This is a genomic window from Arthrobacter sp. 01T419, from assembly GCF_056398865.1.
Window position 1 is genome coordinate 221,743 of sequence record NZ_JBFTQF010000004.1, and the last position, 15,866, is coordinate 237,608.

9 protein-coding genes are annotated in these 15,866 nt (G+C 64.8%); all 9 read right to left on the reverse strand.

The window, feature by feature from the left end; genetic code table 11:
- Window positions 1–26: 26 nt before the first annotated feature.
- Window positions 27–4,472: an FtsK/SpoIIIE domain-containing protein gene (locus AC1DLO_RS08835; RefSeq protein ID WP_476889249.1), complete on the reverse strand. Its 4,446-nt coding sequence runs from the start codon at window positions 4,470–4,472 to the stop codon at window positions 27–29.
- On the reverse strand, window positions 4,469–5,173 hold the full coding sequence (locus AC1DLO_RS08840) for an FHA domain-containing protein (RefSeq protein WP_184736150.1): 705 nt from the start codon (window positions 5,171–5,173) through the stop codon (window positions 4,469–4,471). Before AC1DLO_RS08840 ends, AC1DLO_RS08835 begins: the two co-directional genes overlap by 4 nt.
- A 42-nt stretch (window positions 5,174–5,215) precedes the next feature.
- Window positions 5,216–6,892: a serine/threonine-protein kinase gene (locus tag AC1DLO_RS08845; RefSeq protein WP_184736152.1), complete on the reverse strand. Its 1,677-nt coding sequence runs from the start codon at window positions 6,890–6,892 to the stop codon at window positions 5,216–5,218.
- A complete protein-coding gene (locus AC1DLO_RS08850; RefSeq protein WP_476889250.1) occupies window positions 6,889–8,631 on the reverse strand; it encodes an FHA domain-containing protein in 1,743 nt (580 codons plus the stop codon). The genes AC1DLO_RS08845 and AC1DLO_RS08850 overlap by 4 nt, the downstream gene beginning before the upstream one ends.
- Entirely contained in the window at window positions 8,618–9,493 is an 876-nt protein-coding gene (locus AC1DLO_RS08855; RefSeq protein ID WP_184736157.1) for a PP2C family protein-serine/threonine phosphatase, read from the reverse strand. The genes AC1DLO_RS08850 and AC1DLO_RS08855 overlap by 14 nt, the downstream gene beginning before the upstream one ends.
- A complete protein-coding gene (locus AC1DLO_RS08860; protein WP_476889251.1) occupies window positions 9,490–10,677 on the reverse strand; it encodes an RDD family protein in 1,188 nt (395 codons plus the stop codon). Before AC1DLO_RS08860 ends, AC1DLO_RS08855 begins: the two co-directional genes overlap by 4 nt.
- Before the next feature lie 251 nt (window positions 10,678–10,928).
- A complete protein-coding gene (locus tag AC1DLO_RS08865; protein WP_476889252.1) occupies window positions 10,929–13,412 on the reverse strand; it encodes a transglutaminase TgpA family protein in 2,484 nt (827 codons plus the stop codon).
- Window positions 13,409–14,785, reverse strand: coding sequence for a DUF58 domain-containing protein (locus AC1DLO_RS08870; protein WP_476889253.1), 1,377 nt, complete (start codon window positions 14,783–14,785; stop codon window positions 13,409–13,411). The genes AC1DLO_RS08865 and AC1DLO_RS08870 overlap by 4 nt, the downstream gene beginning before the upstream one ends.
- A 43-nt stretch (window positions 14,786–14,828) precedes the next feature.
- Complete coding sequence (locus AC1DLO_RS08875; RefSeq protein ID WP_184736165.1) at window positions 14,829–15,800, reverse strand: AAA family ATPase; 972 nt, start codon at window positions 15,798–15,800, stop codon at window positions 14,829–14,831.
- Window positions 15,801–15,866 lie beyond the last annotated feature (66 nt).

Sequence of the window (15,866 nt, forward strand, 5' to 3'; positions counted from 1 at the left end):
GCCCGCGGCTCACGGTTGCCGGGCGGTTACCCCCTGTTCTCAGGAGGCATGGCAATCTGCACTTTCCTGACCTTTCCGCGGCCAACAACGTAGCCCCGTCCCGGGATGAATTCAGGACTGACCCTGCCTAGCGATGTGTTGAGCAGGCTATCGCCTTCGACGTCGCCCGGGTTGAGCAGAAGGCCCCGGCGCCCGGACTTGAACGGCTGGGCAAGGGACCACGCCTGCGACCAGGTGGAGGTCTCCGACTCACCGACGACCCACTGATCGGCCTTGATGGAAGCGGTCACCACATTGTTGATGGACGGCTCCGCTAGCGAATCCGTGAAATCGGTCAGGCCTTCGATGAAGATGGCCATGGTCCCCGGGTTCCTGGTGGAATGCTCCACCAAATCCATCGCGGCTTCCTCGACGGCATCCAGCCCCACCAAGGAGCGGTTCCAGATCTTCAGCGAAGCCACCGCGGAGCGCCGCGCGCCGATGTACACGAGTTCCGTCCCGGGATTGGAGCGGCGCAAGGCGTAGGCCATGCTGACGAGCGCCACTGTGCGCCCGGAACCGGGAGGTCCGGCCAGGAGAAGCGGGCCCTTGGCTGAAATCGTGGCCGGATCCAGGGTTTCGTCGTCGATTCCGACAACGGGCAGATCCACCGTGCCGGAAGGGAGGATGTCCAGATCCACAAGCTCGGGCAGCGTTTGGATCCGGGGTGCGGGTTCCACTCCCTGACGCTGCATTGCCTGGGCCAATTTGCTGACTTCGCGGGCTTGCAGGGCGAGGTTGGAGTTTCCGCCGAGCACGGCAAGCTGCACTTCAAGGTTTCCCAGAATTCCGCGGCCAGGGGGCGACGCCGGATTCAGCACGTCCCTGGGAGCGTCCAGCGAGAGGTAGTCGTCTTCGGATGTCAGGCGGAGGACCAGTCGCCGCTGAATGGAGGCGAGGAGGGACGCCGGTACCGAGTTGGGCCTGTCACCGCTGACAACCAAGTGGATTCCGAGGGGACGGCCGTCGGTGGCCAGTTGCAGGAAGATATCCCACAGCGCAGACAAACGGCTGTATTCGTAAGCTTCCCGGAACGCCGACATGCCATCGACCAGGATGAAGACGCGCTTCTCTTCCGGACGCTTCGCCAGCTCGCGGTACTCCACGATCGTGGATGCACGGACCTCCGCGAAGCGGGCCGCCCGATCCTCGGCCAGGTCCCGCAACCAGCGCAGAAGCCGCCCGACGCGTTCGACGTCGTCGCCGTTGATGATCTCACCGACATGCGGCAAACCGTCGAGCATCTTCAGTCCCGAGGAACCGCAATCGATGCCGTAGACGTGAACGGGGCCACCTCGCGGTGTCACCGCGGCGGCAATCGCGATGCCGCGCAGTGCGGCCGACTTGCCGGAGCCGCCGGTTCCGTAAACGGCCATGTTGCCGTCCTTGTCCGGCTCGTAGAACACGGTGGGCTGGTCTTGGTGCGCGGGGTCGTCGGCGACGCCGAGCAACAGCCGGGCGTCCGAACGCGGGTTGGGCAGCTTGGAGAAATCGTAGGTTGTTGCCAGCTCGTTGAGCCACGGCTTGCGCGGGGGCCGGATGCCGAGGGTATCGGCCGCGCGGATGATGTTGGTGGTCATTCGCGAGATGTCGTTGGGCCCCGCCGGTTCCTCTTTGGTGCCGCCCAGCGGCGCAGGAGCCTCCCAGCTCGGGCCGGAACCGAAGGCCATTTCGACGATGTCGATGCGTGGACGTTGGGGCTTCTCGGTGGTCCAGCCGCCTGCGTAACCGGTCTGGAAGCCCTGGATCCGGCCGGGACCTGTCTTCGCAGCGCCACGGCCGGGAATGGAGGGGTCGAAGTACGCGGCCGTGGGGACGCCGAGGATATCCGTAGCGTCGTCCTCGTCAGCCATTCGCAATGCCACCCGAAGGTTGGTGTTGGCGCGCAGGCTGTCCTTGATGACACCCGCGGGCCGCTGCGTGGCCAGGATCAGGTGCAGGCCGAGGGACCGGCCACGCGCGGCAACGTCCACCACTCCGTCCACGAACTCGGGGACTTCGGTGGCCAGGGCAGCGAACTCGTCCACAATGATGATCAAGTAGGGCGGGGCTTCGGGATCGGCCTCGCGCTGAAGGGCCAGGAGGTCCTTTGCCTTCTTTCGGTTCAGCAGGTGCTCGCGGTAGTGGAGCTCGGCACGCAAGGACGTCAGGGCCCGCCGTACCAGGTGCTGCGAAAGGTCAGTCACCAAGCCAACGGTGTGTGGCAACTGGAGGCAATCGGCGAAAGCGGCTCCGCCTTTGTAGTCCACAAACAGGAAATTGACCCTGTCCGGGCTGTAGGCGGCGGCCATGCCCATGACCCAGGACTGCAGGAATTCGGACTTGCCGGCGCCGGTAGTGCCACCAACGAGGGCGTGCGGACCTTCGTTCTTGAGGTCCAGGTAGAACGGTTCCACGCCTTTGGAACCCACTAGCGCCCGCAGGCTGCCGTTGTCCTTGCGGTTAGGCACGGCCGAGGCGTGCACGGAGTTGTTCTCCCGCCAACGATCGGCCACGGCAAGGGGGTTGTCGAGGAAATCCTTGCCGATGAGCGTCGCATAGGAGACGGCGCGCGGGAGGTCGGAATCGTCGTCGACGGGCTTTCCCACATCCACCAGTGGCGACATCATTCGGGCCAGCTGGGCGGCGAGTCCTGCGTCGAGGCTTTCACAACTCACAGGGTAGTTATGCCGTCCGAGCCGGACCTGGGCAGTGGTGGTGCCGTGGTCGCCGTCGACCGCCATGAAATCGCGGCACGCCGCGGGCAAGGACTGCACATTGGCGGCGACCCACATGATGTGGATCCCGGAATCCGGGCCCCGCTCAACGAGCCGGGTTAGGCGCCCGCGATCCACCGGGGCGTCATCTTCCACGACCAAAAGAATGGCCGGGAGGATTGGTCCCGGTACCTCATTGTTATCGCCCTTCAAGGCAGGCCGCAGTGCGGGACGGCGTTCCCGTGCCGCTGCTTCGCGTTGCTCCACCAGGTCTTCCAACCGGGAAAGCAAGGACGATCCAGCCGCAGGTCCCGCGGCCAAGTGATCGCCGCCCAAGGGGCTGTGGCCGGAACCAACGTGTGGAAGCCACTGCAACCAGTCCCAGTGATCGCGGGAACGGGCCGACGTCATTGCAGTGACCACCAATTCGGCTGGCGAATGCAGGCCAACGAGCTGGAGCATCATGCCGCGTGCAACATCGTCCGCGAGGCCCCGCTCCCCCGCGACGCCGAACGAGCCGGAGGTGCGCAGTTGCGACACGATCGGTACCGCGTCCACCACCCGCACCTGCTGCAGGCACTCCTGGATTTCCTTCATGTATTCCGGCTCGGTGTCATTGCTGCCCGGCTCTTCGAAGGGAATACGCGACGGCGCCGTGCCAAGTCCGAACCGGACCCCCAGGAAGCCCGCGTGTTCCGGGCGGTGGGTCCACAGGAGCGGGCCAAGCTTGTAGATGGCATCCACGGTGTCGCTCACCGACGGCGATTCCTGCAGCCGGACGGACCGCTCGATGTTCTGCAGCTCGGCAATGTCCTCGCGGAAGGCCAGCATGGAAGCGCGGAAATGCTTGTGGCCTTCCTTCATCTGCCGTTTGGACTGCATCTTGTGGTCCACATAGTGTCCGACGATGAACAACGGCATCATCATCATGAACACCACGGACAGGATGTTCTGGGTGAGGGCGAACATGATGCCGCCCATGAGCATGGGCGCGACGAGCATAATATACGGGAACGGTTGATGGTCAGGGCGCTTGGGGCCAGCAGGCACTACCCGCTTGGACGGCTCGAAACGGGGCACAACGCGCGGCGAGCGATTGAAATCGACCAAGGGCGAGGTGGGGGCGCCGCCGTGGTTGCGGGACAGCGCCACGACTCCCACTGTGGTGTCGCCCAAAGTGATGGTGTCCGAAGAATTCAGGGTGGCCCGCGCCACCGGCAATCCCTCCATCAAGAGGCCGTTGGCGGAGTTGGTATCCACGATCTCCACGGTCTCCGCCACCGTGACGCGGGCATGCCGCTTCGATGTCATGGGGTCCGACAAACGAATATCGACGTCGCGGTCCCGGCCAATGTAGCTGGTGCCGAACGGCAGCGAAAACTCGCTCCCGACGTCGGGCCCTGAGAGCACACGCAAGGTCGCCGCAGCGGGGCCGCGGCTGGCTCCCGGCGTCGCAAACTCCTCGCTCACCTGCGTCAGGGAGACTTTGGAACCGGGCCGGAGGCCGGACTCCAGGAGGTTCCCGGTAGGGTCGAGCACCTTGCCGCTCATCCCGCCGCCAACAAAAGCTTCGTCGATCCTCAAGGAGAGGTTCGGAGGCGGTTCCGTCCCCTTGCGTTCAGGGTCGGCGATCCACAGTTCGCTGGCGATGTCGGCCACGGTGGCCCGGCCATCGACGGTGACGGCGAGATCCTTGGCTTCGGCTGGATCACGCCGCAGTGTCAGTCGGATTTTCACCCTTCGTCGTCTCCCCTCATTTTTTCGAGCAAGTACAAGTCCTCTGCCGTCACCAGGTGCGATGTGACGGCGTGTTCAACGAGCCTGGCCCGGCGATTGGTGGCCAGCTTTCCGCCGCCACCGCGTAACCCCACGACGCCCACGCGGTCCAGTTTGTCGCAGACGTTGTCCAGCTTGCGGTTGAAGCGGGTCAGCGCCCAGCCGAGCCTCTTGGCGGCCTCAGAGGACGACGGGATGGCGCTGAATCCGGTACCGTCGCGGCGCAGCATCGGCTCTGCGAGAGCGACAATGAGTGCCTTTTGCGAATCCGTGAAGACCACGGGCCCGATGGTCGTATCCCCGGCGGAGTCGTCGTCGCGCACTTCCTGGCGGAAGGAGGGCGTCCTCAAATGCACGGCGAACTCGTACGTCGTCGGGCCTGCCGTAAAGATCACGTTCGTGTGGCTGAAGACCAGCGGAATGCGCGCCCCCGGCGCCAGCCAGGCCTGCATGCCGCCCGAGCCGTCGGCGACGGTAGCTGACAACATGCTTCCCACGTTGCTCAGCCACCACATGCCGTCGTAGCGCGCTATCTGCAGGAATCGGCGGTGCAAATACGGGTTGTCGTCGACTTCAAGGTCACCTTCGCGCCCGATGCTGAAGACGTCCTCGTCTGATGGCTCGTGCCACTCCCCGCAGAAATCTATTGCGAGATCTCCCATGGTTCCTGCCTCCCTGCTTTCAAAATGTTGTGCGTGTCCGGACTACTGCGAAGAGACGCACTTGGGAGGATCCTCTTGCGACGATGTGGCACCGTCCGCGCGCACTATGACGACACGCACGCACGTGGGCTTGGCAGGATCGGGATCGGGCGTGATCTCCACCGATGGAGCCTTCACGGACTGGAACTCGCTCTTGGGGCTGTCCGTGAGAAGCTGGACTTTGTAGGTGTCGCCGGCCTTCGGCTGTGGATTGGTCCACGTGAAAGCAACCTTGCCCGCCGCCGTGCGCTGGCCTTTCAACCCCGTCACACCCGGGACTTCCGCGGTGTCCACGGCGTCGGCTGGCTTGTGTGACGGCCCCGTCTCAAGGGCCTTTGGCTGCGCAGTGCTGCCCAGCGCGATCCCGACGACGGCGGCGACCACCAGCACCGCTGCACCGGCGGCGGCAAGCCAGAGATTGCGTTTTCGGTGGTCGGCGGGCGGTTCTTCGTCCGGGATGTCCTCCGCGTAGGCGGGCCGGTTGACGGTGGCCGCGACGTCGCCGTCGTCAACTGTTTCGCGGGGCACCGCACGCTGCCCAGGGTCGGTAAAACCCGGTGCCGCGGGCGCCCAACCACGCAAAACCGTGGCCTCGGATTGCTCCTCCGGAACCCGCGGAGCCGCGGCCGGCTGGGCCGGCGCGGCGCCCTCTGCTCCCTTCCCGACGGTGGGGAAAGTTCGTGCCGGAAAAGTCGGCGCGGTCGCCGTCGACGCGGTCCCCCCGCCGTCGGGGTCGATCGAGGCGATGCTGCGGACCCGAGTCTCCTCAACAGTGTCATCGGGGTGCGTTTCCTCGCCGTGGCCCGGTTCCTCGAGGACCTCGAACGGCGTCACCGAGAGGTTCAGCTCAGCCTGGATGCGTTGCAGCGCAAGGGCGAAAGCGTGCGCCGACGAATAGCGTGACCCCGGAGACTTGGCCATGGCCGTGGAGAGGACGAGCTCCAGCGATTCCGGGACATCGGCGCGGCCAAGCCGTGGAACGGGCGTGTTGGTGATGCGGGCAATGAGTTCCCGCTGGGAATTGTCCTGTCCCGGCATGACGTAGGGAGAGCGTCCGGCAAGCAGCGTGTACAGGGTCGCACCCAGCGCCCACACGTCGACGGGCACGCCAGCGACAGGACCGCCGCGGAATTGTTCGGGCGGGGACCACGGAATGGACATGCCGGCGTCATCATCCGCGTCCGCGCCAATGGTGCCGGAGATGCCGAAGTCCGTCAGCGCGGGACGGTTGTAGTCAGTCACCAGGATATTGGCTGGCTTGATGTCCCGGTGCACGATTCCAGCGCGGTGTGCGGTTTCGACAGCGGACGCCACCTGGATTCCCACCGCCAGGACCTCGTCAACGCTGAATCGCTGGCGGCGGTAACGGACGTCGAGGCTGGGCCGGGAGCAGTACTCCATCGCCAGGTAGGAATGACCGGTCTCGGTGCTCTGCGCCTCGAAGATCGTCACGATGTACGGGTGCGAGGACAGCTGCGCCATAAGGTTGGCCTCGGACTCGAAGCGTCGGCGGGCGCCCTCGGTCTTGAGATCGGACAACAGTACCTTCACGGCCACTCTGCGGCGGGGCCGGTCCTGCTCGTAAAGGTAGACATCGGAGAAACCGCCGGAACCAAGCAGGCTGATGTATTTGTACCCCGGAAGGGACGGCGGCGGTGCGGCAGGCCGCTTGGAACTCACAGGATCTCCTCGAAACGCAATGAAATGTTGTCTCCCAGCTCAGCGATGTCGCCGTCCAGGAGGATGGCCATCTCGTTCTGGGCCAGGCGTCGCGGGGCCTGGCCTTCACGGATCAACGTGGTGCCGTTAGTTGCTTTCAGATCGCACAGCATGACGTGCCAACCTTCCAGCCGGACCTCCACGTGGGAGCGGGAGATGTCCCCTCCGGGGCTGTCCACTTGGACCAACCGCGGCATGGCGCCGCCTTGGACCCGCGATACGGACGGCTGACGCCCAATGATGAGAGATTGGTCCAGGTCAATCAATTCACCACTGGACAAGCGCATCCGGCCAAGCCGCGGACGCGGGACCTGGACTCCGTCGCCGGGGAGTCCCAGGCCACAGCCAGCACATTGGGAGTAGGTGGGCGGATTGGCGTGGCCGTCCTGGCACACCTTGGCGAGCACCATGGGGCCACTCGCGGGCGCCATATGCCGGGCCGGTTCGGCAGGGTCTGCGGGGAGTGGCGCGAGGCCGGGCTTCATGATGGTTTGGCCGTCATGATCGCTGTCCAGCGGGTGGTTGTCCTCGGAACCGTCTCCCCCGCAACCGCCTCTCCCTGCATCGCCTTCGGGCAGCGATTCCGGGACGGGGCCGGGCGAGGGAGGTAGCCACGATTGCTGTGGTGCGGCCTGCCGCTGCGCCCCTTCACTGGGAGATCCCACAGCCCACGGCACGGAGTCTATGAGGCCGGAGTCTACGAAGCCATTTCCGGTGTCGGTGGTGCCGCTGCCGGGGACCGAGGCGGCCACCTGTGCGGGTGGGTAAGGGCTTTGAAGTGCGACGGCGGGTGCCGGAGATGCGTCCTGGGGTGCAGGAGATGCGTCCTGGGGTTCAGGTCCGGACTGGGGTTCAGCCTGGTCCCGCTCCTGTGTGGGGAGCCGTGCTTCCTCATGCTCTGCCACGGGCTCCAGCCTGACGGCGGCATCCTCGATGTTCCGGATGACGGTCTTTTCCCAGAGGTGGTCGTAGCTGCTGGTTGTTTCAATGTTGTGGACCAGTTCGTCGGTGGTTTCCGTGTGCACCGGAACCTCGCTGGGAGCTGACGCAGTCTCCGCCTCAGTAGCACCGCCGTCGTGGGCTGGCTTGTTGGCTGCCTCTTGAACTGGTTCCGGCTCCAGGTCCAGGGGGCCCGGAACGGGCCGGACCCTTCCGGGTAGCGGCTGCCCGGGCGCTATGGTCAACCCTGGATCGTCGTCCTGGAACACCAAGACGGGATCGGTGGCTGCAGGTGCGCCGGGACCTTGGGACGGGCCGCCCACCGTGACGGCCAACGCTGAGAGCATGACGACGCCCTCAGCTAAGGGAAGTTCCACCGCTGTGCTCGATACTCTCGAAGAACCAAGCGCCAGCCGGTACCCTCGCGGCACATCCAGCCTGCGTTCGGTCCAGGTGGTGACTTCGCGGCCGTGGAAACTTTGCCCGCCGGAAGGGAAGGCAACGCTGAGTTCAAGGTCTCCTCGAAGAAAAACGCGCAGCGAGTCCTTGACATCGATAATGCCGAAGGGAGGAATACGCGTGAGTGAAACCCCAAAACTGCCAGTGACCTCATTCAAGACCTCGTGGGCTTCGGGAGACTGTTCAAGAAGGGACCACAGCGAACCCACCAGCTCCGGCCGGGTTCCGGGCCCCAGCAGCACGACGGTGCCGGCACGGACGATTCCAAACCATTCACCGGGAATGTAGCTATTTTCCGCCATTGCCGCCGTCCCCGTTGCCTTGCCGCGGGAGCGTGTTCTCGTCTTCGGCGTCGATTGCCGGACGGGGCGCGGTGGTGGCCACTCCGGCGTCGTTCAACACGTTCTTGGCGTCCACGATGACCGCGGTGACGTTGTCCCGTCCGCCGCTGCGCAGCGCCGCTTGGATCAGGGCATCCACCGCGTCTTGCGGGTGTCCCACTGTGCTGAGGATACGGAACATGTGCTCATCGCTCAGTTCCCCGTTAAGCCCGTCCGAGCAGATCAGGATCCGGTCCCCTTCCTGGATGGGCAGCAACCAGAAGTCCGCTTCGGTCTCGTCCCCGGTGCCCAGTGCCCGGGTCACTACATGGCGGCGTGGATGTACGGTGGCCTCTTCGTGCGTAATGCTGCCGGCTTCCACAAGCTCCTGGACCTCCGAATGGTCCACGCTGATCTGGGTGAAATCACCTTGGCTCAGCCGATACGTCCGCGAATCACCAATGTTCATGACCAGCCAGTACGGAACGCCCATTTGCTCGACGACGACGACTCCGGACAGTGTGGTCCCGGCCCTGGCACCGGTTGCACTACGGATCCGGGAATCAGCGGCCAAGATGCAGTCCTGCAACTCAACCGCCGTCGCCGAACGGACCCCCGTGGCCAATTGAGGCATGCTGCCAAGCGTGCGTACGCAGAGCCCGCTCGCGATCTCGCCAGCCTCATGTCCACCCATGCCATCCGCCACGGCAAACACGGGGTCCGAGGCGATGAACGAGTCCTCATTGAGTTCCCGTCTGAGTCCGCGATCTGTGCCGTAGCCATAGCTCAAGGCAAATCCGGACTCTGGGGCGGTTGCGGGGGAAGCTGCCGGCTTTGCGTTCATGCTTGTCCTAGGTGAAAAGTGCGGTCACCGAAATGAACCGTGGAACCAGGGCGGATATAGAGAGGCTCGCCCGGAAGCAGCCGGGTTTGGACGCCGTCCGGCGTGGTCACCGCGCTTCCGTTGGTGGAATTGCGGTCGGTGATCCATACGCCGTCTCCATCGCCCCGCAGGTGGAGGTGCGTCTTGGAAATGGAACGCCCAGGATCGGCGACAGCGATGAGTTGCGCGACTGTTTCGCCAGCCATGGCTGCCAGGTTCCGGCCCACCAAGGCCGAGTTGGCTACTTGGAGGTCCTGGCCGTCGTCCATCCGGATCCGCAGTACGGCGCGCGCTTGCGGCATCTGGGCGTCGGGCCGCAGCTGGGTGCGGTCGGCGTCGTCGTCCGGATGCTGGGCCATGCCGGACAGGGGGCGGACGGCCGCTGGAGGCTGCCATTGATTCGGATTGTGCGGCGGCAACGGCGCTGTGCTTCCCTGCGCCGGAACAGCCTGCGGCCGCAACGGCGGAGACGTTGCCGGGTTGGTGTGGGGGACGGCCGCCGGAGAGGAAACGTGCTGGACGGGGGGCAATTCCACGGGAGCGAAACTGTAGGGGCCCTGGATCCCCCCGGTCACCACCGGGTTGCGGCCGGCCGAGATGTCGAAGACGAGGGATTTCGCTGCCTTGTCCTGCCAGCCGCGCGCCTTGCCGTCCTTGTCCCACGTGTTGGAAACCACCACAACAACAGCCCATGCGGCCGCGAGAGCCAGCAGAGGAACCAGCAAGAGCACAGCGACGCCTAACCAGCCCAGGAGCAACAGGACGGCGGAAGCCAGTGCAGCGAGCAGCAGCATCCCGCCGGTGATGATGCCGCGGACAAAGACGACGCCGGCGCCGGGTGCGTACCCGTCAGTATCAGTGCTGCGGATGCCCATGAGGCCGTTGCCGATGGTGGTACCACTATGGGCTTCGAGGCCCAAAAGGACGCAGGTGTACACGATCGTCACGCCCAATGCGATGCTGCCCAAAAGCACGAGAAGGCCGGTGTCGTAGACAATGAACCCATTGCTGCGGCTCTGCGTGATGCCTGCGAAGCCGACTCCAAAGGCAATGCCCAGCACCACCGCCGGCCCAAGCCAGTCAAACACGGCGGCTCCCAGCCGCTTGCCCGCGGAAGCCGGCACAAGCTCCAGTTTGGCGTTCATGGTTGTCCCTCCCCCAGGCCCTGGCGGCAATGACGGCCCTTGAGGACCTGCCGCTGCGGGCGCTATGGCGATCCTACCGGCATGATGTGGCGCCTGCCCGGTGCCCCGATCCACCACGGTTTTGTGGGACTGGTCAATGTTGCGTCCGGTCCTGGCGCCCCGATTGCTGAGCGGAGAGCCGCAATGCGTGCAGTACGCCGCGCCTGGAGGAACTGTCTTGCGGCAAGCCGGGCATTGCTCGATTTCGCTGGTCATGGCTTCACCTTGCCCTCGCGAGCGGAGGCATCGCCCACGGAGGCCTGGCGCGCGGAGCCTTGGCGCAGGCCGCCCTGGCGCAGGGCAAGCCGAGCTTCCGCGAGGAGGGACCGTGGTGAGAAGCGGGCCTGCTGCCGTTTCCAGAACCCCACGCTGCCTGTGATGTCGTTGAGCGAAGAATCCACGATGGTCCAGTAGTCCTTCACTTCGTCCTCGTCTGGCTGTCCAGCCCCGAAGATCGCCGCGTCGGCACGGTGGGCGAGAATCGTTGTGCTAGCTCCCGTTTCCGGGAAAGCGCCAGCTATCACGGAGGCCGATTCCCTTCGCGTCGACCTCCCGTCAATCGCGGCGCCCATATCGGTGGCCAGGCTGACCACTTCGCTCCAGCCTCCCCCGACACGCTGGGCAGCGTCACCTGCGCTCATGCGGCCCTTCCGGCGTCGGGATTTCAAGAACAGGATCAACATCAATGGCAAGGCAAGGATGCCCAGGGGGAGCAACGCGGTGCCGATCGCAGCGAGCAACGGTCCCCAGAACAGCCAGGGGTTGTTCTTCTTGTCGTCGGAGTCCAAGGCGTCCGGGGAGGAATCCGGAGGAAGCTGGGCAGGCTCCTGCGGCGGGGGCGGCGGCTGGAGCACCTGCGGTTTGGGCTTGGATTTGTTCTGCGGATCCGGCGGAATGGGGACGTTGTCCTTCGGAGGGGTGGGATCGAAGGCAATCCACCCCACCCGGTCGAAGGCCACCTCCACCCAGGCGTGCACGTCCTTGCCCTTGATCTGGACCTGGCTGGCACCATTCTCCGTGCTCTTGGGGTCCGGGTAGAAGCCCATCACAACGCGCGATGGAATACCGAGGTGGCGCAGCATGAGGGACATCGCGACAGAATACTGTTCGTCGTCGCCGAGCATTTGCTTCGCGGTGAGCAGGCTCCGGATCCGGGCAGCGCCGTGCCCCGGAAGACTGGGAAGCTGTCCGTCGGACACCAGCCCGTTGCTGAAGGCACCGGATTTCTGGAAGTGTGCTTCGATCTGGCGTACCCGGTCTATTGCGGTCGGCGCGTCGGCGGAGAGTCCGTTCGCCTGGGAACCCACCACCGGCGGAACCTCTTCGGGAGCTGGCAGGCTGATCTTTGCGAAGTCGTACTGGGTCAGCTGGCCATGCTCCAGCTTGCCAGGATCGGAAACCTGCACCGAGTACGCATCACCTTTGGCAAGGCCTTTGGTGGTGACAGCGGTGTCGGTGCCGGAGTTGAAATACAGCCCGGATCCGGCGGGCGAACCATTGGCAAAGCTGATCCCCGTGGTGTGGAAGCCGCCCGGGACAAAGAAGCCCTCGTAGTCCTCGATGGCGATATCCAGCGTGTATGCGCTCCCAGTGCCCACTGCTCCGGTGTCGGCCAGGGTGTTCAGCGAACGGGCGTCTCCTACCCTGCTGAAGCTGCCTGAGCCGTTCGGATCAATGTTGTAGTTGATGCCGTTGAAGGCATCCAGGGCCGCAAGACGCACCCGGCCGTCCTTGGGGAGGCCTTTGACGCTGAAAAGGTCATCGTCTTTCTTGTCCTTGACGAAGTTGCGGAAACTCGCCAACGGGGTGATGTATTCACGCGGGTCGAAGGGCGGGACGATGCTGTTCCGCAGGACCTTGCGGTCATCGCTCGCCGTGACCAGGGGGGAAGCGACGGCGGTGATCCCGACGGCGGCCGCGATCACCGTCGCTGCCGTCCCCAGACGGCGGATCCGGCCACGGCGCGCCGCTCCGGCGTCCGGGCCGAGACGGTTGGCAGAACCAGGTCGATTGGCAGACACCGAGCGCGTGTCCCTGCGGCGCAAAACGTCACGACGGAAAGTCGCCCAGGCAATCGCCACGATGGTCAGGGCCACGCCGCGTTCCACGTTCAGGAAGCCTGCGCTCGTGCTGAACAAGATGCCGGTGACGAACAAGGCGAGTACGGGCAGCAGCGGCCAGTACGGGCTTTTGAGCCGCCAAGCCAGCAGTCCGGCGCCAAGGGCGGCAATCAGGGAACTGAGGAACGGAACGATCAGCATGCCGCCGGCGGTGCCCACTGGGACACCCACCGTGAGCATGTCCTTCCAGGAGAACACCACGCCAAGAAGCAGGGTGCGCAGGGAATCCAGGCTCGGCACGACTCCGGCAAGCGCGGCATCCGGCACCGCGAGCGCGGTACCAAGGACCATGTACGCACCAAAAGCAAGCGCAGCCGTGATCACGATGCCTAGGCGGAGGTGCGCGTTGGCTGCCGCGATTCCGAGCCCCAGGACGATCCCGCCGATCCCGGCCAGCAAGTAGTGCGGGTCTCCGCCGAAACTCAGGCTGAATCCCAACACCCCGAGGCACAGCAATAAGAGCAAGGCACCGGCGTCGACGGCGAAATGCCAGAGCGGACGGCCGTCTGCGAAGGCTGACTCAGCGGCCGGAGTTTTGGCACGGGTCCTGGAGCTGACAGGTGGTGCGGAACTCATGCGGCCGCCTTTCGAAGGACCAAGGCAAGATCGTCAAGGTCGCCGACGGTCAGGACGGTCAGATCGGCAATATTTGCCCGTGCGGGCGCGGCTCGCGATTGGACCCGCACCGCGAGGCTGCGAACGCCCGGTGGGACGGAGGCTGCTGCGGACCGCAATTGCGTGGGACTCACATGGCTCCCCACCACGAAGAACACCACCGATGCGTTCGGCACGGTGTCGGACAGCGTCCGAGCGAGGTCGACGGCGGTCCTGCGTGTGGGTGCGCCCACGATCCTGGTCATGTCATCCAACAGATTGCGGCCGGTTTCGCAGCGCAACGGACCTTTCTGGGTCAGAACGTCCAGTTCGCGTTGTTCCCGGATGGCCTGGCGTCCAATCGACGCCGCAACCGAGATGGCCAACTCGAATTCGGCGTCGGAAGCGTATTCATCCGTATTGATGGACAGGGAAATGGCGAGGTGGGCCCGGCGCGTCTCCTCGAATTGCCGGACCATGAGCTTGTTGGTGCGTGCCGTGGTCTTCCAGTGGATATGCCGGCGGTCGTCCCCTGGCACATAGTCGCGCAAGGCATGGAACGAGACGTCGGCACTGGACAACTCGGTGGTGGGCATGCCTTCGAGGTCACGGATGAACCCGGCAGCCGATCCGGCGAGCGGGGTGGTTTTCGGGTGCACGAACAGGTCCACGGGTCTGGTCCAGAGAACACGCCGGCGTAGGAGGTGAAGCGGGTCGGCCCGTACCGAGCGGACCGGTCCCACGACGATTACGGCGCGGCGTGCCGTGGGAATGGTGAACAGGTCTTCGTGAACCTGGGCCGGTTTCATGCGAGGCAAGTGGAACACAGCGGTGTTGCTACCCACGGGGAGTTCGAGATCTGCCGGCAGCAGCGGCCGCGCCGACGTATTGGAGACCGCAATACTTCCGACGGCGTCGTCACCCACCGCAACACGGGTCCTCGCCAGGTCCAGAATCACCCCGTAGGACGAGCGCCCCGCGATGAAGGCCACGGCGAAAATGAAGAGCAAGAAGGCCACAAGCGCCGCCGATTTTGCTTCCTGCCAGCCCCACGATTGTCCCGCGATCCACAAGGCAAGCGACGCCGACAGCACCAGCCACCCCAGGACGCTGACAACGGACAACACGGGCCACACGAAGCGCAGCCAGAAGCCAGAAGCCTTTTCCCATGCCGGACCAAGCAACTCACCGCCTGCTTGGGTGGCCTCTGCCCAGACGGCGGCCGGGTGGAGTTTAGACGGCGTGTTTTTTGACTGGGTCGGTTTAAGCTGGCCGGCTTTCGCCTTGCCCCGCAGCTTCGCCGCAGGACGTTTGAGTAGTGCAGCAGCCCGTTGAAAGGGTTTGCCGGTGGACATATAAAGACCTTTGTTCGTGGTGCCGGTGCTCTGGGTTGCTGGTTCAGGCGCTGGCGCGCTGCTGGGGAGCGGCAACGTCCGCCAGGACCCGGTTCAGGATGGCTTCCGGTGTTGCACCCGAGAACTCCGCTTCCGGGTCCATCACGAACCGGTGGGTCCAGACCACGCTGGCGAGTTCCTTGATGTCGTCCGGCAGGACGAAGTTCCGGCCTTGGCCCGCGGCCCATACCTTCGCTGCCCGCACCATGGCGAGCGCCCCCCGGACCGAGACACCCAACCGGGTCTCGGGCGCGTTGCGGGTTTCCTCGCACAGCCTGGAGATGTATTCCAGCACGGCGGTATCAATGTGCGTTGTGGCTGCGAGATCCGCCATGTCCGCAATTGCCTGGGTGGTGATAAGGGGCGACAGGTCTTTGGAGCGATCCTTGAGGTTGCTTCCGCCCAGCAACTGGACCGTGGAGGCGTGATCCGGGTAGCCGATGGAGGTCTTGATGAGGAAGCGGTCCAGCTGGGCCTCGGGCAAGCGGTAGGTACCGGCCTGCTCGATGGGGTTCTGCGTGGCCATCACCATGAAAGGGCGGCCTGCCTCGTAGGTAGTGCCATCCACCGTGACCCTGGATTCTTCCATGACCTCAAGCAAGGCGGACTGGGTCTTGGGTGATGCACGGTTGATTTCGTCCGCCAGCACGATGTTGCTGAAGATCGGACCCTTGTGGAACTCGAACTTCTGCGTCTTCTGGTCATAGATGGTCACGCCGGTCACGTCCGACGGCAGCAGGTCCGGCGTGAACTGGATGCGGTTGTGTGAACCCTGCACTGTGGCCGCGAGGGCACGCGCCAGGGACGTCTTTCCGGTGCCGGGCGCATCCTCGAAAAGCACATGCCCTTCGGCCAACATGGCCGTGAAGGTCAGCCGGATAACGTGCGACTTGCCCAGCACGGCCTGCCCGACGTTGGCAACGAGCTTCTCGAATGTCCCCGCAAACCAAACTGCCTGCTCGGTTGTCATTGTCATGGGTGGTTCCTCTTCTTCCCTGGTGTTGTTGTTGGTAGGGCTCTCAGTGGCATGGGGCTATTCGTG

What these genes read in the sequence shown, in the direction of transcription:
- AC1DLO_RS08870 (WP_476889253.1), bottom strand. Translation starts at nt 14,785, where the DNA reads ATGTCCACCGGCAAACCCTTTCAACGGGCTGCTGCACTACTCAAACGT.
- AC1DLO_RS08860 (WP_476889251.1), bottom strand. Translation starts at nt 10,677, where the DNA reads ATGAACGCCAAACTGGAGCTTGTGCCGGCTTCCGCGGGCAAGCGGCTG.
- AC1DLO_RS08875 (WP_184736165.1), bottom strand. Translation starts at nt 15,800, where the DNA reads ATGACAATGACAACCGAGCAGGCAGTTTGGTTTGCGGGGACATTCGAG.
- AC1DLO_RS08840 (WP_184736150.1), bottom strand. Translation starts at nt 5,173, where the DNA reads ATGGGAGATCTCGCAATAGATTTCTGCGGGGAGTGGCACGAGCCATCA.
- AC1DLO_RS08855 (WP_184736157.1), bottom strand. Translation starts at nt 9,493, where the DNA reads ATGAACGCAAAGCCGGCAGCTTCCCCCGCAACCGCCCCAGAGTCCGGA.
- AC1DLO_RS08850 (WP_476889250.1), bottom strand. Translation starts at nt 8,631, where the DNA reads ATGGCGGAAAATAGCTACATTCCCGGTGAATGGTTTGGAATCGTCCGT.
- AC1DLO_RS08865 (WP_476889252.1), bottom strand. Translation starts at nt 13,412, where the DNA reads ATGAGTTCCGCACCACCTGTCAGCTCCAGGACCCGTGCCAAAACTCCG.